The sequence below is a fragment of the Streptomyces pyxinae genome (genome assembly GCF_024756275.1).
Classification (GTDB): domain Bacteria; phylum Actinomycetota; class Actinomycetes; order Streptomycetales; family Streptomycetaceae; genus Streptomyces; species Streptomyces pyxinae.
This window is the reverse complement of record NZ_JANUGQ010000018.1, coordinates 97,814-116,255: the sequence shown is the minus strand read 5'-3', so window position 1 is coordinate 116,255 and position 18,442 is coordinate 97,814. Positions and strand designations below refer to the sequence as shown.

General features: G+C 74.9%; 15 protein-coding genes. 6 read left to right on the top strand and 9 right to left on the bottom strand.

Going from position 1 to position 18,442, the window contains the following annotated elements; genetic code table 11:
• Positions 1–53: 53 nt before the first annotated feature.
• From NX801_RS20650 to NX801_RS20620, 7 genes are all read right to left on the bottom strand, one after another.
• The gene (locus tag NX801_RS20650; RefSeq protein WP_258789285.1) at positions 54–860 is read right to left on the bottom strand and encodes an ABC transporter ATP-binding protein; all 807 of its coding nucleotides are present in this window, start codon (positions 858–860) and stop codon (positions 54–56) included.
• Entirely contained in the window at positions 853–1,785 is a 933-nt protein-coding gene (locus tag NX801_RS20645; RefSeq protein ID WP_258789284.1) for an ABC transporter permease, read from the bottom strand. The genes NX801_RS20650 and NX801_RS20645 overlap by 8 nt, the downstream gene beginning before the upstream one ends.
• A 242-nt stretch (positions 1,786–2,027) precedes the next feature.
• Complete coding sequence (locus tag NX801_RS20640) at positions 2,028–2,939, bottom strand: glycosyltransferase family 2 protein (protein ID WP_258789283.1); 912 nt, start codon at positions 2,937–2,939, stop codon at positions 2,028–2,030.
• Positions 2,940–2,946: 7 nt separating this feature from the next.
• Positions 2,947–3,726: a CDP-alcohol phosphatidyltransferase family protein gene (locus NX801_RS20635; protein ID WP_258789282.1), complete on the bottom strand. Its 780-nt coding sequence runs from the start codon at positions 3,724–3,726 to the stop codon at positions 2,947–2,949.
• Positions 3,704–4,765 (bottom strand): iron-containing alcohol dehydrogenase family protein, encoded by a 1,062-nt coding sequence (locus NX801_RS20630; protein WP_258789281.1) that lies wholly within the window; start codon positions 4,763–4,765, stop codon positions 3,704–3,706. Before NX801_RS20630 ends, NX801_RS20635 begins: the two co-directional genes overlap by 23 nt.
• Positions 4,753–5,487 carry a phosphocholine cytidylyltransferase family protein gene (locus NX801_RS20625; protein WP_258789280.1) on the bottom strand — a complete coding sequence of 245 codons (735 nt, stop codon included), beginning with the start codon at positions 5,485–5,487 and terminating at the stop codon, positions 4,753–4,755. Before NX801_RS20625 ends, NX801_RS20630 begins: the two co-directional genes overlap by 13 nt.
• Positions 5,484–7,691 carry a DUF5941 domain-containing protein gene (locus NX801_RS20620; protein WP_258789326.1) on the bottom strand — a complete coding sequence of 736 codons (2,208 nt, stop codon included), beginning with the start codon at positions 7,689–7,691 and terminating at the stop codon, positions 5,484–5,486. Before NX801_RS20620 ends, NX801_RS20625 begins: the two co-directional genes overlap by 4 nt.
• A 405-nt stretch (positions 7,692–8,096) precedes the next feature.
• Between NX801_RS20620 and galE the strand changes: the two genes are divergently transcribed.
• The 3 genes from galE to idi all read left to right on the top strand — a co-directional run bounded on the left by galE (position 8,097) and on the right by idi (position 11,345).
• Positions 8,097–9,215 carry a UDP-glucose 4-epimerase GalE gene (gene galE, locus NX801_RS20615; RefSeq protein WP_258789279.1) on the top strand — a complete coding sequence of 373 codons (1,119 nt, stop codon included), beginning with the start codon at positions 8,097–8,099 and terminating at the stop codon, positions 9,213–9,215.
• A 266-nt stretch (positions 9,216–9,481) separates the two neighbouring features.
• A complete protein-coding gene (locus tag NX801_RS20610; RefSeq protein ID WP_258789278.1) occupies positions 9,482–10,423 on the top strand; it encodes a cation diffusion facilitator family transporter in 942 nt (313 codons plus the stop codon).
• A 268-nt stretch (positions 10,424–10,691) separates the two neighbouring features.
• Positions 10,692–11,345 (top strand): isopentenyl-diphosphate Delta-isomerase, encoded by a 654-nt coding sequence (idi, locus tag NX801_RS20605; protein WP_258789277.1) that lies wholly within the window; start codon positions 10,692–10,694, stop codon positions 11,343–11,345.
• Here the strand turns inward: idi and NX801_RS20600 are convergent.
• Positions 11,311–11,808, bottom strand: coding sequence for an ATP-binding protein (locus NX801_RS20600; RefSeq protein WP_258789276.1), 498 nt, complete (start codon positions 11,806–11,808; stop codon positions 11,311–11,313). The two genes, idi and NX801_RS20600, sit on opposite strands and share 35 nt — an antisense overlap.
• A 278-nt stretch (positions 11,809–12,086) precedes the next feature.
• Positions 12,087–12,854 carry an HdeD family acid-resistance protein gene (locus NX801_RS20595; protein ID WP_258789275.1) on the bottom strand — a complete coding sequence of 256 codons (768 nt, stop codon included), beginning with the start codon at positions 12,852–12,854 and terminating at the stop codon, positions 12,087–12,089.
• Between the two features lie 115 nt (positions 12,855–12,969).
• On the opposite strand from NX801_RS20595, the gene NX801_RS20590 reads away from it, so the two are divergent.
• From NX801_RS20590 to NX801_RS20580, 3 genes are all read left to right on the top strand, one after another.
• On the top strand, positions 12,970–13,737 hold the full coding sequence (locus tag NX801_RS20590) for an enoyl-CoA hydratase/isomerase family protein (RefSeq protein WP_258789274.1): 768 nt from the start codon (positions 12,970–12,972) through the stop codon (positions 13,735–13,737).
• A 976-nt stretch (positions 13,738–14,713) separates the two neighbouring features.
• A complete protein-coding gene (locus tag NX801_RS20585; protein WP_258789273.1) occupies positions 14,714–15,583 on the top strand; it encodes an SCO6745 family protein in 870 nt (289 codons plus the stop codon).
• A 174-nt stretch (positions 15,584–15,757) separates the two neighbouring features.
• A complete protein-coding gene (locus NX801_RS20580) occupies positions 15,758–18,196 on the top strand; it encodes a Tex family protein (protein ID WP_258789272.1) in 2,439 nt (812 codons plus the stop codon).
• The last annotated feature ends 246 nt before the right edge of the window (positions 18,197–18,442 follow it).

The following is an 18,442-nucleotide window of genomic DNA, read 5'->3' as shown; positions in this document are numbered from 1 at the left end:
CCGGTGCGGATCGGCGGACCCGGTACGGCCGGCGGACCCGGACGGACCGACGGCTAGCGGCCGGTCTCCTTCTCGTACGCCCGGAGCACCTCGTCGGTGGGGCCGTCCATCAGCAGCTCGCCCTTCTCCAGCCAGAGCGTGCGGTCGCAGGTGTCCCGGATGGAGGCGTTGCTGTGGCTGACCAGGAAGACCGTGCCCGCCTCCTTGCGCAACTCCCGGATGCGCTCCTCGGAGCGGATCTGGAACTTGCGGTCGCCGGTGGCCAGCGCCTCGTCGATCATCAGCACGTCGTGGTCCTTGGCCGCCGCGATGGCGAACCGCAGCCGGGCGCCCATGCCGGAGGAGTAGGTGCGCATGGGCAGGGTGATGAAGTCGCCCTTCTCGTTGATCCCGGAGAAGTCGACGATGTCCTGGTAGCGCTCCCGGACCTCCTCGCGGGACATGCCCATCGCCAGGCCGCCGAGGATGACATTGCGCTCGCCGGTCAGATCGCCCATCAGCGCCGCGTTCACCCCCAGCAGCGAGGGCTGGCCGTCGGTGTAGACCCGGCCGCTCTCGGTGGGCAGCAGCCCCGCGATGGCGCGCAGCAGGGTGGACTTGCCGGAGCCGTTGGTGCCGATCAGGCCGATGGCCTCGCCCCGGTACGCGGTGAAGGAGACGCCCCGTACCGCGTGCACCTTGCGGACGCCCCGGGACTCCCCCTTGTCACCGCGGAGGATCCGGCTCAGCGCCGCGGTGGCGCTGCCCTTGCCGCCGCTGCCGCCGTGCACCCGGTAGACGATGTGCACATCGTCGGCGATCACGGTGGGGACGCGCTCCGTACCGGAGGCGCTCTGGGGGATCTTCGCTGTCTCAGCCACGGCCGTACCGCTCCTCCGCCTTCCAGAAGTACACGAACCCGACGACGCCGGCGAGCACGGCCCAGAGCAGGGCGGCGAGCCAGACGTGCGCGGGCAGGTTCTCGGCGCCGTACCCGTCGATGAGCGCGAACCGGATCAGATCCATGAAGATCGCCGCCGGGTTGTACATGAGGAGGTCGGCGATCCAGGACGGCGCGTCCTTCAGCATGACCCGGATGGAGAACATGACACCGGAGGCGTACATCCAGGTCCGCATGATGAACGGCATCAGCTGGGCCAGGTCCGGGGTGTTGCTGCCCAGCCGGGCCATGATCAGCGCGACGCCGGTGTTGAAGACGAACTGGAGCGCCAGCGCGGGCACGATCAGCAGCCAGCTCAGCCCGGGGTAGCTGCCGAACGACACCGCCACGATGAAGAGGACCAGCATCGAGAAGAGCAGTTGCTGGAGCTGCTGGAGGGCGAACGAGATCGGCAGCGAGGCGCGCGGGAAGTGCAGCGCCCGCACCAGCCCGAGGTTGCCCGAGATGGCCCGGACGCCTGCGGTGACCGAGGTCTGGGTGAAGGTGAACACGAAGACGCCGGTGACCAGGAAGGGAACGAAGACCTCCCGGCTCATGCCCCGGCCCGAGTTCAGGATCAGGCCGAAGATCATGTAGTAGACGGCGGCGTTCAGCAGCGGGGTGGCCACCTGCCAGAGCTGGCCCAGCTTGGCCTGGCTGTACTGGGAGGTCAGCTTCGCCTGCGAGAAGGACAGGATGAAGTGGCGGCGTCCCCAGAGCTGCCGGACGTACTCGGCCAGGCCGGGCCGGGCGCCGCTGACCGAGAGGCCGTGCCTGGCGGCGAGCTCGGCCGGGCTCAGGAAGTCGTCGGCGGCCGGCGGCGGGCTGCTCACCGCGGTGGCGCCGTGCGGGGTGGTGTCACTCACAAGTCGGGGCTTCCGTGTTCGGGGGCGCGGCAGTGGTGGCGTGCCCCGGACGGCGGACGGTCCGTCCGGGGCACGGAGGGCGTGGGGCCCGGTGCGTCGCCCGACAGCCGGTCCGGCGCCGTGAAACGGCCCCGGACCGGCTGTCGGGCGACGACCGTCCTGGCGGTGTCGGTGTCGGCTCCGGTGTCGGCTTCGGCACCGGCTACGGCTTCGGTGCCGACGGGGTGGACGGTCCGAGACTGTCAGACGACGGGCGGCCGGCCCAGCCGGGTCATCCGCCAGACCGTGCGCCACCGCATCGGGCGCCGGGGGCCGCACGGCACCGACCAGCCCTCCCGGAAGCCGCCCAGCCACGCCTTGAGGGCCGCTCCGGAGGGACGGCGGGCGAGCGTGAGCAGCAGCCAGACGCCCAGGTAGACCGGGACCAGTGGCGCGGGCAGGTTCCGCCGGGCCAGCCAGACCCGGTTGCGGGCCACGTTGTGGTGGTAGGTGGCGTGCCGGGACGGCGGCGTCGTCGGGTGGTACAGCACCATGTCGGCGCGGTAGTCGATCAGCCAGCCGGCGTCCAGCGCCCGCCAGGCGAGGTCGGTCTCCTCGTGCGCGTAGAAGAACGCGTCCGGCAGTCCGCCGACCTCCGCGAAGACCCGGGTGCGCACGGCGTTGGCGCCGCCCAGGAAGGTGGTGACCCGGGAGGAGCGCATCGGGTCGGCGGCGCGCAGCCGGGGCACGTGCCGGCGCTGGGTCAGCCCGGTGTCCGGGTCCGCGATCCGGAAGCTGATGATGCCCAGCTCCGGGTCCCCGGTGAACGCCCGGCGGACCAGCTCGGCGGTGTCCTTGTGCGGCAGCAGCCCGTCGTCGTCCAGGAAGAGCAGCCCGTCCACCTCGGTGCCGCCGGGGCCGAACGCCTCGATGCCGGCGTTCCGCCCGCCGGGGATGCCGAGGTTCTCCGGCAGGTCGACGGTGCGGACGCCCTCGGGGACGCCGGTGACCGGGGCGCCGTTGCCGACCACCACGACCTCCACCGGGTCGCCCTCCTGCCGGGCGACCGAGTCGAGCAGCGCCCGCAGGTCGTCGGGGCGGTTGCCCATGGTGATGATCACGGCGCCCAGCCGGAACGGCCGGGCGGGCGCGGCGGGCTTCTTGTTCGCTGTCATGACGGGATCACCTCAGCCTGCTGGAGACCAGGATCGACACCAGGTGCAGCAGGGTCTGGAGCAGGGCGATGCCGGCCAGGACGGCGACGCCGAGACGGGAGAAGAACAGGTCGCCGCGGACCGCGTCGAGCACCGCCAGCACCAGGATGAGCAGGGACGCCTCGATGCCGAGGACCAGCCGGTGGAACTTGAGCGCGGCGGCGGCCCGGCGGGCGAGCGCCATGCCGGAGGAGCGCGGCTCGGCGGCGGCGTCCTTGACCGGCGGCAGTCCGCCCTGGTGCCGGGCGACGCCGACCAGGTCGGTCTCGGCCTTGATCAGCATGGCGCCGACGGCGGCCAGGGTGCCCAGGAAGGCCCACAGCCAGTCGATCCGGCCGCCGCCCCAGAGGTCGGCGGCGCGCAGCCCGAAGCCGACCAGCACGGCGGCGTCGCAGAGGTAGGCGCCGACCCGGTCCAGATAGACGCCGGAGAGCGAGAACTGCTTCTTCCAGCGGGCCACCTCGCCGTCGACGCAGTCGAGCAGCAGATAGAGCTGGACCGCGACCACGCCGAGCACGGCGCCCCAGACGCCCGGCACCAGCAGCGCGGGCGCGGCGAGGACCCCGGCCAGGGTCATCAGATAGGTGAGCTGGTTGGGGGTGACCCGGGTGGTGACCAGGAGCCGGGTGACGCGCAGCGAGATCTCCCGCATGTACAGGCGTCCGCCCCAGTGCTCCCCGCTGCGCCGGTCCTTGACCCCCGCCGGGTGCACCACCGGTCGGAGTTCAGCTGTGGATGGTCTTGGCATAGTCGGCGTACGCGTCCCTGATCTGGTCGGTGGACAGGTCGAGGTGTTCCAGGATGGTGAAGCGGCCCGGCCGGGTCTGCGGGGCGTACTCCACGGCCCGGACGAACTCCTCGGCGGTGAACCCGATGTCCCCGGGCAGCACCGGCAGCCCGTGCCGGCGGAGCACCTCCGCGAAGAGCCCGGCCTGTTCCCGGGCGCCGCGCAGATGCATGGCGAAGGCGGCACCGAGGCCGACCTGCTCGCCGTGCAGGGCGCAGCGGTCCGGGTGGAGGAGGTCGAAGGCGTGGCTGATCTCGTGGCAGGCGCCCGAGGAGGGCCGGGAGTCGCCGCTGATGGACATGGCGATGCCGCCCAGCACCAGCGCCTCGGCCAGCACGATGAGGAACTCGTCGTCCCCGGCGGTGCCCGGGTGGCGGAGCACGGACTCGCCGGCCGAGCGGGCCATGGCGGCGGCCAGGCCGTCCATCTGCTCGCCGGTCTCCCGGTGGGAGAGCTCCCAGTCCGCGATGGCCGAGATGTTGGAGACGGCGTCGCCGATGCCGGAGCGGACGAACCGGGGCGGGGCCTCGCGGATCACGTCCAGGTCGATGACGATGGCGATCGGGGACGGCACCCCGTAGGAGCCGCGGCCGTTGTCGTTGTCCAGGGTGGAGATCGGGGAGCAGATGCCGTCGTGCGACAGATTGGTGGCGACGGCGACCATCGGCAGCCCGACCCGGGCCGCCGCGTACTTGGTGACGTCGATGATCTTGCCGCCGCCGAGGCCCACCACGGCGTCGTACCGCTTGCCCCGGATGGCGTCGGCGAGCCGTACGGCGGAGTCGATGGTGCCGTCCGCGACCTCGCACCAGGTGGCGTCCGGCAGCAGCGGGGCCAGCCGCTCGCGCAGCGCCCGGCCGGAGCCGCCGCTGATCGCCACGGCGAGCTTGCCGGAGGCGGAGATCCGCTGGTCGGCGAGGAGGCCGGCCAGGTCGTCCAGCGCGCCCCGGCGGATGTCGACGACGACCGGCGAGGGGATGAGACGGGTCAGTACAGGCACGCGATCCCACGGCCCTTCGCGAGGTCGTCGTGGTTGTCGATCTCCACCCACGGCACGTCCCCGATGGGCGCCACGTCGATCCGGAAGCCCCGGTTCACCAGCTCCTGGTAGCCGTCCTCGTAGTAGAGGTCGGGGTCGCGCTCGAAGGTGGCCTTCAGCGCGTCGGCCAGCGGGGCGGCGGCCTCGGGCTCGATCAGGGTGACGCCGATGTACTCGCCGGTGGCCTCGGCCGGATCCATCAGCTTGGTGATCCGCCGTACGCCGGTGTCCCCGGCGACGACCTTCATCTCCTCGTCCGCGAGGCGCTTGACGGTGTCCAGGGCGAGGACGATCCGGCGGTCCTCACCGCGCGCGGCGAGCAGGGTCTTCTCCACCGAGACCGGGTGCACGGTGTCGCCGTTGGCGAGGATCACGCCCTCCCCCAGTACCTCACGGGCGCACCAGAGGGAGTAGGCGTTGTTCCACTCCTCGGCCTTGTCGTTCCCGATCAGGGTCAGCTTCAGCCCGTACGCGGACTCCAGGGCGGCCCGGCGCTCCTCGACCGCCTCCTTGCGGTAGCCGACCACGATCGCCGCCTCGGTGAGCCCGACCTCCGCGAAGTTGCGCAGGGTCAGGTCGAGGACCGTGGTGTCGCCGTCGACCGGCACGAGGGCCTTCGGGAGCGTGTCGGTGTAGGGGCGAAGACGCCGTCCGGCACCGGCTGCCAGTACGAGGCCGATCATGCGGGTTCTCCTTCGTCATGTACTGCGGGTGCTCCGGAGGACACCCAGAAGCGGATGGACTCCATGAGCACGACGAGCGCCACGGCCACCGCGAGGACGGTGAGCGCGAGGGTGAGGCCGGTGCCGTGCGCCACCAGGAGGGCGGCAGCGACCGCGACCACCAGCGTGCGGCCCTCGTGCCCGCCGGTCGCCCGCACCAGCCAGGCGGGCGGCGCGCCGGTGCCGCCGCGGATGCGGTACACCGTGTCGTAGTGATGGTAGGCGACCGCCGCCACCAGGCCGAATGCCGCCGGAAGGGCTCCGGGGACGTCCGAGCGGGCGGCGAGGATCAGCACCGTCAGATACTCGGCGGCGCGGAAGACGGGCGGGACCAGCCAGTCCACGGCGCCCTTCAGCGGCCGGGCGACGGCCAGCCCAGAGGTGGCGGCGTAGACCAGGGCGGCGAGGGCGGTCCAGGGGGCGGCGACCGGGGCGAGGGCGGCGGTGGCGACGACCGCCGCGCCACCGGCGAGCGCGGCGGCGAGGGGCCCGGCGGCGGGCAGCCCGCGGGCGAACCGCCGGAACGCGGTGGCGCAGGCGAGGGCGAGCGGCCCGGAGTCGGCCAGGTCGGCGAGGGCGCGGGCGGCCCGGTCGGTGCGGCGGGCCCTGCGGGTGAGCGAGCGGAGCAGCCGTCCGGCGGTGGTGTAGCAGGCGGCGAAGGCGCAGCCGGCGAGCAGCGCCCAGAAGACGATCCGGGGGGTGGTGACCGCGGTGAGCACGGCGATCATGGCCCAGCGCTCACCGATCGGCAGGACTATCATCCGGCGCGCCCAGACCGTCCAGCCGCGGCTGTCCAGCCGGTCGGAGAGGGCGGCGGTGGGGCTGGTGTTGGCGGTGGCGTCGTGATTGGCCTCGGTGAAGGCGAAGTCGACCACATGGCGGCAGGTCTGGAGCACCATCGCGCCCAGCGCCAGCGCCCACACGTCGTCGCCGCCGCGCGCCGCGCCGAGGGCGAGTCCCGCGTAGTACGCGTACTCCTTGGCCCGGTCGAAGGTGGCGTCCAGCCAGGCGCCGAGCGTGGAGTACTGGAGCGAGTAGCGGGCGAGCTGCCCGTCGGTGCAGTCCAGGACGAAGGAGAACAGGAGCAGCAGACCGGCGACGACGAAGCCGCCCCGGGTGCCGGTGGCCGCGCAGCCGGCCGCGATCAGCGCGGTGAGCAGCGAGGCGGTGGTGACCTGGTTGGGCGTGAACCCCCGGCGGGCGCACCAGCGGGCCAGGTACCGCGAGTAGGGGCTGATGCAGAAGGTGGTGAAGAAGCCGTCCCGGGCCTTCACGGCGGAGCGGAGCCGTACGGCCTCGTCGTCCACGGCCGCGACGGCGTCCCGGGTCTCCTTGCGGGCCTGCGGATCGGTGGGCACGGCGGCGACCAGGGTGCCCAGCTCGGGGCGGTGCACCGCCACTCCGTCGGCGTCCAGCGCGGCCGCCAGGGCGTCGGGGAGGACGCCGGCGGACTCCGCCGTCGCGGGGGCGGTGGTCGTCCCGGGGGCGGTGGTCGTCCCGGGGGCGGTGGTCGTCCCGGCGCCTTCGTGCGGGGCCGGGACGGCGGTGGGCTCCGGGGCGGCGGGGGCTTCGGTGGCGGGCGCCTCCGGGCGGGCCGGGGCGGTCGTCCCGGCCGGGGCCTGCGGGCGGTCCGGGTCGGCCGGGGCCTGCGCGGCGAGGGCGTCCGGGGTGGCGCCGGCCGGTGTTCGCGCGGCGGGGGCGTCCGTGGTGAGCGTGCCCGCCGGTGCCTCCGGGGCGGGGGCCGCCGGGGTGGCCGGGGCCTTGGCGCCGGGGGCGCCCGGGGTCCGCGTGGCCGAGGCGCCGGGAGCGCCCGGCGCGGTGCCGGCCGTGACGGTGCCGGCGGCGGTGAGGGCGGCCGTCGCCGGGGCGGCGGTCCCGGCCAGCGCCCGGGCCAGCGCGGGGCGGGCCTCCGGCTGGGCGGTGAGCGCGCCGGGGACCGCGCCGGCCGGGAAGCGGGGGTCCGTCAGCGCCAGCCGCAGCGCGTGCGGATGGCCGACGAAGCGCGGGTCCACGACGGCCACGCGCTCGGCGGCCGGGACGGCGGCCAGCAGCGCGGCCGTCTCCGCCGGAGCGGCGGCGACCCGTACGTCGAAGCCCAGCGACCGCAGATCGCCTTCGAGCGGCGATCCGGGTACCGGAGGACCGGTGAGGATGGCGGTCGACAGACGAACTCACTCCTTGGCGCGGACGGGCACGGACCGGGCGGGCGGCACGGCCGGGGGGGCGGGGCTCGGACGGGGGCGGTGGCACGGACGGGGGCGGCTGTGCCGCGCTCGGCCCGGTGTCGGGGGCGGCGGCACGTCGGCAGAGGCTATCGGATGGACGCGGGCACGAGTTCACCGAGGCCGAACGGCCCGGAGGGCCGCCGGAGAACGGCCGGGTCCCCGCCGCCCGCGCGGTACGGGCCGCCGGGCCCGCTTCGCGGAAACCGGACGGCTCCCCCGGCGCCGGGTCGCCCCGGCCGCGCCCGCCCGGGTCGCCCGGCCGGTGGGGATCATCATGGCGGCTCGGCGGTCCGGGCGACAAACCGCAGGCCGGGGGCGCGCGGGCGAGGGCATAGGCTTCCCGTCATGACATGGCTGATCACTGGCGGAGCGGGATACATCGGTGCCCATGTGGCGCACGCCATGACCGGGGCGGGCGAGCCGGTCGTGGTGCTGGACGAGCTGTCGTCCGGGGTGGCCGCGCGGCTGCCGGCCGGCGTTCCGCTGGTGCGGGGCCCGGTGGCCGACCGGGAGCTGCTGGACCGCGTCCTGGCGGAGCACCGGGTCACCGGGGTGGTGCACCTCGCGGCCCGGAAGCAGGTCGGGGAATCGGTCGAGCGGCCGCTGTACTACTACCGGGAGAACGTCCACGGGCTCTCCGTACTGCTGGAGGCGGTGGTGGCCGCCGGGGTGCGGCGGTTCCTCTTCTCCTCCTCGGCCGCCGTCTACGGGGTCCCGGACGCGGAGCTGATCGGTGAGGACGTCCCGACCGCTCCCATCAACCCGTACGGCGAGACCAAGCTCACCGGCGAGTGGCTGGTCCGGGCCGCCGGCCGGGCCCACGGGATCGCCACCGCCTGTCTGCGGTACTTCAACGTGGCGGGGGCGGCGCGGCCGGAGCTGGCCGACACCGGGGTCTTCAACATCGTCCCGATGTTCTTCGACCGGCTCACCCGGGGCGAGGCGCCGCGGATCTTCGGGGACGACTATCCGACCCCGGACGGCACCTGTGTCCGGGACTACATCCATGTCGCGGACGTGGCCGACGCCCATCTCGCCGTCGCCCGCCGGCTGGCCGCCACGCCTCCGGGCGGCGACCTCACGCTGAACGTCGGCCGGGGCGAGGGCGTCTCGGTGCGGGAGCTGGGCGAACTGATCGCGGAGGTGACCGGCCGGGGCCCGGCGCCGGTGGTGGAGCCGCGCCGCCCCGGCGACGCCGCGCGGGCGGTGGCGGCGGTGGACCGGATCGCCGGTGAGCTGGGCTGGACGGCCCGGCGGGGCGTGCGGGAGATGGTGGAGTCGGCCTGGGAGGGCTGGTGCCTGCACCACCCGGAGGTGGCCGGTGGCGGACCGGCCGGTACGCGGGCGGACAGCTCGGCAGCGGGCTCGGCCGAGACGCGCGCGAACAGTTCGGCGGACACCTCGGCGGAGACGCGCGCGGATGCCTCGGCGGGGGACCCGGCGGAGACGCGCGTGGATCTCTGATCCGCTCCGGCGAATCTCCGAACCACTCTCACGGATCTCTGACCAGCGGACATAACCGCAGGTCAGAGCATATGACAACGGTGTTCACTGCCGTGTTGCGGATACCCCTGCCCCGTAGTTGACTGCCGTCTCGGAACGGATACCGGCGGCCGCCGGTGACCGGCTGCGCGGCCGACCTCGGTCCGGAGCCGGCCGCCGGCCCGCCACTGACCGCTGACCGCTGACCGCTGACCGCTGACCGCTGACGACGACCGGGAGGCGTCCCGATGGGGGCAGGACACGACCACGGCCACACGCACGCCGGCCCGCCGCCGGCGGGCACCGCGGCGGCCGGATACAAGGGACGGCTGCGCATCGCGCTGTCGATCACCCTCCTCGTGATGGTGGTCGAGATCGTCGGCGGCATCGTCTCCGACTCACTGGCGCTGATCGCGGACGCGGCGCACATGGCCACCGACGCGCTGGGCCTCGCCATGGCGCTGCTGGCGATCCACTTCGCCGGTCGCCCCGCCACCGGGAACCGGACCTTCGGCTACGCCCGGGCCGAGATCCTGGCGGCGCTCGCCAACTGTCTGCTGCTGCTCGGGGTGGGCGGCTTCCTGCTCTACGAGGCGGTGGAGCGGTTCATCACCCCCGCCGGCACCCGGGGCGGCCTGGCCATCGCCTTCGCCCTCTTCGGCCTGGTGGCCAACATGGTGTCGCTCGCCCTGCTGGTGCGGGGGCAGCGGGAGAGCCTCAATGTGCGCGGCGCCTATCTGGAGGTGCTGGCCGACGCGCTGGGCTCGGTGACGGTGCTGATCGCCGCCGGGATCATTCTGCTCACCGGCTGGCAGGCGGCGGACCCGATCGCCTCCCTGGTGATCGGGCTGATGATCGTGCCGCGTACCGTCAAGCTGCTGCGCGAGACGGTCGACGTGCTGCTGGAGGCGGCCCCCAAGGGCGTGGACATGGCCGAGGTCCGGGCCCACATCCTGGCCCTGCCCGGGGTGGCGGACGTGCACGACCTGCACGCCTGGACGATCACCTCCGGCATGCCGGTGCTCTCCGCCCATGTGGTGGTGGACCAGGAGGCACTGGACTCGGTGGGGCACGAGAAGATGCTGCACGAGCTCCAGGGCTGCCTGGGCGACCACTTCGACGTCGGGCACTGCACCTTCCAGCTGGAACCCGGCGGCCACGCGGCGCACGAGGCCCGCCTCTGCCACTGAGCCCGGCCGCCCGGCCCGGCGTGCGTGCCGTGCGTGCCGGAGGTACCCGGTCCGGCTCGCGCCCGGTGCCCGCCCCAGACCCCCGTACGCGCCCGGGGCGCCCGGTCGGGTACGCGCCGGCGCCGCCCGCGGGTCCGCTCCCGGACGTGTCCGGCGGGGCGGCGGACCGGTACGAGGGGGGCGCGGGCCGTCGTGTGCCGACAAAAGGCTTTTGTACGGCAGACTGGGCGTGCCCCAACGGGTCCGGGAACCGAAGCGAAGGACGGTCATGCCGATCACACCAGCCACCGCGCCGCACAGCTCGTCCGACGGCTCGCCGCACGCCCCCGCCGGCGGCCCGAGCGGCACCGGGGGCACGGACGGTACGCACGGCGTGGATCAGTCGATCATGCTCGAACTCGTCGACGAACAGGGCGTCACCATCGGCACGGCCGAGAAGCTGGCCGCCCATCAGGCGCCCGGGCAGCTGCACCGGGCGTTCTCCGTCTTCCTCTTCGACCAGGAGGGCCGGCTGCTCCTCCAGCGCCGCGCCCTGGGCAAATACCACTCCCCCGGAGTCTGGTCCAACACCTGCTGCGGCCATCCGTACCCGGGTGAGTCGCCGTTCGCCGCCGCGGCGCGGCGGACCCACGAGGAGCTGAACGTCTCGCCGTCGCTGCTCGCCGAGGCGGGCACGGTCCGCTACAACCATCCGGACCCCGACTCGGGCCTGGTGGAGCAGGAGTTCAACCATCTCTTCGTCGGCCTGGTGCGGTCGGCACCGCTGCCGGACCCCGGCGAGGTGGCCGAGACGGCGTTCGTGACGGCCCGGGAGCTGACCGAGCGGCACGCGTCGGCGCCGTTCTCGGCATGGTTCATGACGGTGCTGGACGCCGCGCGGCCGGCGATCAGGGAGCTGACCGGGGAGACCGGGGGCTGGTGAGCGCGTGCGGGACGGGGGTGAGCGGCAGGGCCGCCCAGACGACCTTGCCGCCGCCGGCGGTGTGCTCGACGTCGTACGCCCCGCCCGCCTCGCGGGTGATCTCACGGACCAGCAGCAGCCCCCGGCCGCCGGTCCGGTCCTCGTCCGCCTCCAGGGCGGTGGGCCGGTAGGGGTGGTCGTCCTCCACGGCCACCCGCACCCACCGCTCCCCCAGGGCCACCTCCACGCCGACCTCGGGGGAGAGCAGGGCGGCATGCCGTACGGCATTGGTGACCAGCTCCGAGAGGATCACCAGCAGCCCTTGCGCGGTGTCGTCCGGGACCGGTACGCCCTGGCGTTCCAGCAGGTCGCGCACGGCGTGCCGGATCCGGGGCACGGTGATCTCCACGGCCGGGGCGGTGAAGCGCCAGGCGGTGGCGTAGGCGGGCGCCCCGGAGGCGGCACCCGGGGGGACGGCGGCCACCGGCGGCGGAGGCGCGGGCGGAGGCGAGGGCCGGGGCACGGGCGGAGGCGGAGGCACGGGCGGGGGCGTGGGTGCGGGCGGACGCGGGGGCGGCGCGGGGGGTCCGGCGGTGTCGTGGCCGGCGCTGTCGGGGTCGTCACTGTCATCGGTGGCACCGGACTCATCGGGCCGGTCGACTGTCGTCACGGTCCGAGTCTTGGCCCCGGTGGGGCCCGGCCGGGCGGGTGAACACAAGTGGACTCACATCGACGGATCGCGACCGCTTTCTTTCGGCAGAATCATTTCTTCGACCGTCGAGTCGCTGCTTTCGTCGCCGCCGTGCCGTGCTTTCGCCGTCCGTGGCGCTCCCCCGGCTCGCCCTGCTCCCCCGCGACCAGGCTGACGATCCGCCGGCCGCCCACGCCGGTGGCGATGAGCCCGAGACCGTCGAAGAGCAGGGCGAGCGAGAAGAAGGTGCCCAGGACGTAGAGGCTGCTGCCCGGCCACTCGGCGAGCACCAGCACGCCCAGCAGCAGCCCGAAGGCGCCCTGGAGCAGAGTCCAGCCGAACTGCGGCCCGCGCACCACCACGCTGCCGACCAGCCGGAAGACCCCGCCGGTGAGGAAGAGCAGGGCGGCGAACATGGTCAGCGCCTCGGCCGACTCCACGGGGTGCCGGATCACCACGACGCCGGCGGCGATGTTCAGCGCCGCGACCACCACGGCCAGCCAGAAATAGCCCTCGCCCCGCGACTGCACGGCGTGCACCAGCCCGACGACGCCGCCGATCAGCAGCAGCCAGCCGAAGAGGATCATGGAGGTGAGGGTGGCGACGCCGGTGTAGACGAGGCCGATCAGCCCGCCGAGGACCAGGATCGCGCCGAGCAGGGCGAGCACACCGAAGCTCCGCCGGAGCCTGCCGCTCTCCGCCCGGGGGCCGGCCGGGGCGCCCCGGCCGGGGGCGGCGGGCGTCTCGTCGGCGACCGGACCGGGTCCGGCGGGTCCCTCGGGGCCGGGCGCGGCGCCGGGGGCGGGGTGCCGGGAGGGATCGGGGGTGGGGTCGGCCATGAGCGTGTCTCACTTCCTGGCAGTGGTCCGTGCGGGCCGCCGGGCCGCGGTCTCCGCGCGGCGGCGGCACCCCTTCTTGATCGTACGATCGGCCCGGGCGGATAGCATCCGGCGCATGGAGCCGCAGTTGCAGCACTCCGTCACGGATGGAGTCGCCACCGTCGTCATCAGCAATCCGGCCAAGCGGAACGCCATGACCGCCGCCATGTGGCGGGCGCTGCCCGGGCTGCTCGCCGGGCTCGCCGCCGACCGGGAGGTGCGGGCGCTGGTACTGACCGGGGCGGGGACCACCTTCTGCGCCGGGGCGGACATCTCCACGCTGCGCGAACCCGGGGACGAGCAGCAGTCGCTCGCGGTACGGGCCGAGGAGGCGCTGGCCGGTTTCCCCAAGCCGACCCTGGCCGCCGTGCGGGGCCACTGCGTGGGCGGCGGCAGCCAGCTGGCCGCCGCCTGCGATCTGCGGTTCGCGGAAGAGGGCGCCCTCTTCGGGGTGACCCCGGCCAAGCTGGGCATCGTCTACCCGGCCTCCTCCACCCGGCGCCTGGTGGCCCTGGTGGGGCCGTCGGCCGCCAAGTACCTGCTCTTCTCCGGCGAGCTGGTGGACACGGAACGGGCGCTGCGCACCGGCCTGGTGGACGAGGTGCTGCCGGCCGGGTCGCTGGAGAAGCGGGTCGCGGAGTTCACCCGGAGCCTCACTGCCCGGTCGCGGCTGACCCAGGCGGCGGCCAAGGAGTTCGCCGGCGGCCGCACCGACCGGGACGCGTACTGGGCGGAGCAGGCACTCGCCAGCGGCGACACCGCCGAGGGCGTGGCCGCCTTCCTGGAGCGCCGCCCGCCCCGCTTCACCTGGGCGGTACCGGGCGACGGCGCCGAACGCGGCTGAGCCCGGACCCGGCGACGGTCCGGTCGGGGGCCGCGCCCGGGCCGTCCCGGGGCCGCTCGCGGGCCGCCGCCCGGCCGCCCTGGTCCGCTTGCGGGCCGTGCCCGGGGCTGTTCGCCGTCCGTTCTCGGGCGGCCCCCGGGGGCTGCTCCCGGGCCGTCCGGGGCCGTCCGGGGCCGTTCGTGGGCTGCCGCCCAGGCGCCCTGGCCCGTTCCCCGTCCGTTCTCGAGCCGTCCCCAGGCCGCTCGCGGGCCGCCGCCCGGCCGCCCTGGCTCGCTCACGGTCCATTCCCGGGCCGCGCCCGCTCGGCGCGGGCGCGACCGGGCGCCCCGCCCACCTACCCGTCACCCCCAGGCCGCCCTGGCCCGCTCGCCGTCCGTTCCCGGGCCGTTCCCGGGGACGCTCGCGGGCCGCCGCCCGGCGCCCAGGGGGGCCTCCGGTCCGCTCGTGAACTGTTCGCGCGCCGCCCCGGGCCGTCCCCGGAACCGCTCACGGACTGTCGCCCGACCCCGGCCCGCTCACGGACTATTCCCGGGCCGCGCCCGCGCGGCGCGGGCGCGACCGGGCGCCCCGCTCACCTACCCGTCACCCCCGGGCCGGGCCTGGGCCGCCCGACCCCGATCCGCGCACGGGCTGCTCTCCGGCCCCTCCCGGGGCGCCCACCGGCACCGGGGGCCTCCGGTCCGTTCCCGGGGCGGCCCACCCACCCGGCGGGCTCCCCCCGAACCGCCTCCGGGCGGCTCCGGGCCGTTCGTCGACGGCCGTCCGGTCCCTCACCCGGTCCGCTCGGGGGCCTTTCCGGGCTCCGCCGCGTCACCGCGCCTGTGCCGGGGCGCTGCCCCTCCGGCCGGGCCCGGGGCCGCGGGCTCGGGTCGGTACCCGGGCCAACGCTCCGGGCCACCCCCTGGCCGTCCTCCGGCCCGCCTGCCGGGCCCTCCCCGGCCTGTTCGGCATACCGACCGGTCAGTAAGGTGCTGCCATGACGACTACGACGCTGCCGCCCCGGGCCGGACGCCGGTGCCACAACGCGGTCAACCCGCTGCACTCGACGCTCTGGTTCTCCCCCGACTTGGGGCGGGAGATGGCCGCCCTGGGCGTGACCGATCCCTCCGCCGCCTACTTCGCGGGCCGGTCCGCCGCGATGGGCGCGGTGGGCCCGGGCACGGTGACGGCCACCTTCTACAACTTCAACCACGAGCTGGTCGCCCGGCACCTCCCGGCCGTCTGGTCGGTGGCGGCGCCCGACGCGGTACTGGCCGCCCGGCTGCGGGCCGCCGACTCGACGCTCCGCCGGCTGCTCGGCGAGGCCGTGATCGGCTCGGCGGAGATGGCCGAGGCGGCGGAACTCGCCCTGCGCGCCGTCGAGGGCTGCACCCGGCACGCCCGGCCGCTGTACGCCGCGCACGCCGATCTGCCGGTGCCCGGCGAGCCCCACCTGGCGTTCTGGCACGCGGCCACCCTGCTGCGCGAGCACCGGGGCGACGGTCATCTGGCCGCCCTGCTCTCCGCCGGCCTGGATCCGCTGGAGGCGCTGGTCAGCCACACGGCGACCGGCAAGGGCATGCGCCCCGGCTGGATCTTGACCACCCGGGGCTGGCGGCGGGCCGACTGGGAGGCCGCGGCCGGACGGCTGCGCGAGCGCGGGCTGCTGGACGAGGGGGGCGCGCTGACCGGCACCGGTACGGCGCTGCGGGCCGAGGTGGAGGAGCACACCGACCGGCTGGACTCCGCGCCGTACGAGCACCTGGGCGAGACCGGCGTGGCCCGGCTGACCGAGCTGGGCCGGGGCTTCCTCGCCACGGCGGTCGGCGCGGGGGCGTTCCCCCAGGACCTGTTGAGCCAGGGCTGAGATGACCGCCCGGGTGCCGCCCGTCGTGGGTGGCCCGGGCCGGGTACCCGCCGGGGCGGCCCCGAGCCGGGCGCGCCGGCGGGCGGTCCGGCCCGGGCAGGTGCGACAGCGGCCGGGGCGGACCGGCAGAATGCTCGGGCAAGCTTGAGGCACGAGAAGGCGAGTCGGGACACCGTGACGACGTCCATCGAAGGCAGGATCGCCGAGGAGCTCGGCGTACGGGAGCGGCAGGTGCGGGCGGCGGTCGAGCTGCTCGACGGCGGCTCGACCGTGCCGTTCATCGCGCGCTACCGCAAGGAAGCGACCGAGATGCTCGACGACGCGCAGCTGCGCACGCTGGAGGAGCGGCTGCGCTACCTCCGGGAGCTGGAGGAGCGGCGGACCGCCGTCCTGGAATCCGTACGCGAGCAGGGCAAGCTCACCGACGAGCTGGCGGCGAGCATCCGGGCGGCCGACACCAAGGCGCGGCTGGAGGACATCTATCTGCCCTTCAAGCCGAAGCGGCGGACCAAGGCGCAGATCGCCCGCGAGGCGGGGCTCGAACCGCTGGCGGACGGGCTGCTGGCCGACCCGTCGGCGGAACCGCTCGCCGCGGCCGCAGCGTTCACCGACCCGGAGAAGGGGGTCGCGGACCCGGCCGCCGCCCTGGAGGGGGCCCGGGCGATCCTCACCGAGCGGTTCTCGGAGGACGCCGACCTCATCGGGGAGCTGCGCGAGCGAATGTGGACACGCGGCCGGCTGGTGGCCCGGGTGCGGGGCGGCAAGGAGGAGGCGGGCGCCAAGTTCGCCGACTACTTCGACTTCGCGGAGGGCTTCACCGAGCTGCCCTCGCACCGGGTGCTGGCGATGCTCCGGGGCGAGAAGGAGGACGTGCTCGACCTGGTGCTGGAGCCGGAGGAGCCGTCCGACACGCCCGGGCCCACGGCGTACGAGGGCATGGTGGCCCGCCGGTTCGGGGTCTCCCGGCAGGGCCGGCCGGGTGACGCCTGGCTGGCCGACACGGTCCGCTGGGCCTGGCGGACCCGGATCCTGGTGCACCTCGGCATCGATCTCCGGCTCCGGCTGCGGACGGCGGCCGAGGACGAGGCGGTCCGGGTCTTCGCGGCGAACCTCCGCGATCTGCTGCTGGCGGCGCCCGCCGGCACCCGGGCCACCCTGGGCCTCGACCCCGGCTTCCGTACCGGGGTGAAGGTGGCCGTGGTGGACGCGACCGGCAAGGTGGTCGCCACCGACACCGTCCACCCGCACGTCCCCGCCAACAAGTGGGACGAGTCGCTGGCGAAGCTGGCCCGGCTGGCGAAGGAGCACGCGGTCGAGCTGGTCGCCATCGGCAACGGCACCGCGTCCCGGGAGACCGACAAGCTCGCCGGTGACCTGATCGCCCGTCATCCGGAGCTGGGGCTCACCAAGGTGATGGTCTCCGAGGCGGGTGCCTCGGTGTACTCCGCCTCAGCCTTCGCCTCGCAGGAACTCCCGGAGCTGGACGTGTCGTTGCGCGGGGCCGTCTCGATCGCGCGGCGGCTCCAGGACCCGCTGGCCGAGCTGGTGAAGATCGACCCGAAGTCGATCGGCGTCGGCCAGTACCAGCACGATCTGTCCGAGGTGAAGCTCTCCCGCTCGCTGGACGCGGTGGTGGAGGACTGTGTGAACGGCGTCGGGGTGGACGTCAACACCGCCTCGGCGCCGCTGCTCTCCCGGGTGTCGGGCATCGGCGCCGGGCTGGCGGAGAACATCGTGGCGCACCGGGACGCCAACGGCCCGTTCCGCTCCCGGAAGGCGCTCAAGGACGTGTCCCGGCTGGGTCCGAAGGCGTACGAGCAGTGCGCGGGCTTTCTGCGGATCCGGGGCGGCGACGACCCGCTGGACGCGTCCAGTGTGCACCCGGAGGCGTACCCGGTGGTGCGGGCGATGGGCCGGAAGGCGGGTGGTGAGGTCGCGGCGCTGATCGGCAACACCGGAGTGCTGCGGTCGCTGCGGCCGGACGAGTTCGTGGACGAGAAGTTCGGCCTGCCGACCGTCACCGACATCCTGCGCGAGCTGGAGAAGCCCGGCCGCGACCCCCGGCCGGCCTTCCGGACGGCCACCTTCAAGGAGGGTGTGGAGAAGATCGGCGACCTCGGTCCGGGGATGGTGCTGGAGGGCGTCGTCACCAATGTGGCCGCGTTCGGCGCCTTCGTGGACATCGGGGTGCACCAGGACGGCCTGGTCCATGTCTCCGCGATGTCCCGGAACTTCGTCAAGGACCCGCGCGAGGTGGTGAAGCCGGGCGACGTGGTGAAGGTGAAGGTGCTGGACGTGGACGTGCCGCGCAAGCGCATCTCGCTCACTCTGCGGCTGGACGACGAGGCCGGCGGAGACGGCCAGGGGGCCCGGCGGGAGCAGCGGAGCGGCGGCGGCCGGGGCGGACGGCCGCCGCAGCAGCGCCAGGGCGGCGGCGGGCGCGGCGGTCAGCCGCGGACCGGAGGCGGCGGGCAGTCCCGGACCGGGGGCGGCGGTCAGCCGCGTACCGGGGGCGGCGACCGCTCTCCGGCGCCCGCCAACAGCGCGATGGCCGACGCCCTGCGCAAGGCCGGGCTTCTGAACAAGGACGGCGGGGGCAAGGGCCGCCGCTGAGCGTCCGCCGGGTCGGCGGCCCGGCGGAGAGAGCCGTACGTGAAGGGGGGCGTGGGACCGGTCGTGTTCCCGCGCCCCCCTTCGGCATCCCGGCGCGCCCGGCGGCGGGCGGTGGGTGTCCGGGCCGGGCGCCGTTCCCGGGCCGCGGCGCGGACGGCGGCGACCGCGTCGGCGGCGGCGATCACCGGGCCGGCCGCCCGGGAGCCGGGGCCGGGTGCCGGTCGGGGGCGACCGGCGCGACCGGGA

Bases quoted from the DNA above. Each gene is read 5' to 3' on its own strand.
- NX801_RS20595 (WP_258789275.1), bottom strand. From the start codon at position 12,854: ATGGCCGACCCCACCCCCGATCCCTCCCGGCACCCCGCCCCCGGCGCC.
- galE (WP_258789279.1), top strand. From the start codon at position 8,097: ATGACATGGCTGATCACTGGCGGAGCGGGATACATCGGTGCCCATGTG.
- NX801_RS20640 (WP_258789283.1), bottom strand. From the start codon at position 2,939: ATGACAGCGAACAAGAAGCCCGCCGCGCCCGCCCGGCCGTTCCGGCTG.
- NX801_RS20635 (WP_258789282.1), bottom strand. From the start codon at position 3,726: ATGCCAAGACCATCCACAGCTGAACTCCGACCGGTGGTGCACCCGGCG.
- NX801_RS20590 (WP_258789274.1), top strand. From the start codon at position 12,970: ATGGAGCCGCAGTTGCAGCACTCCGTCACGGATGGAGTCGCCACCGTC.
- NX801_RS20610 (WP_258789278.1), top strand. From the start codon at position 9,482: ATGGGGGCAGGACACGACCACGGCCACACGCACGCCGGCCCGCCGCCG.
- NX801_RS20625 (WP_258789280.1), bottom strand. From the start codon at position 5,487: ATGATCGGCCTCGTACTGGCAGCCGGTGCCGGACGGCGTCTTCGCCCC.
- idi (WP_258789277.1), top strand. From the start codon at position 10,692: ATGCCGATCACACCAGCCACCGCGCCGCACAGCTCGTCCGACGGCTCG.
- NX801_RS20585 (WP_258789273.1), top strand. From the start codon at position 14,714: ATGACGACTACGACGCTGCCGCCCCGGGCCGGACGCCGGTGCCACAAC.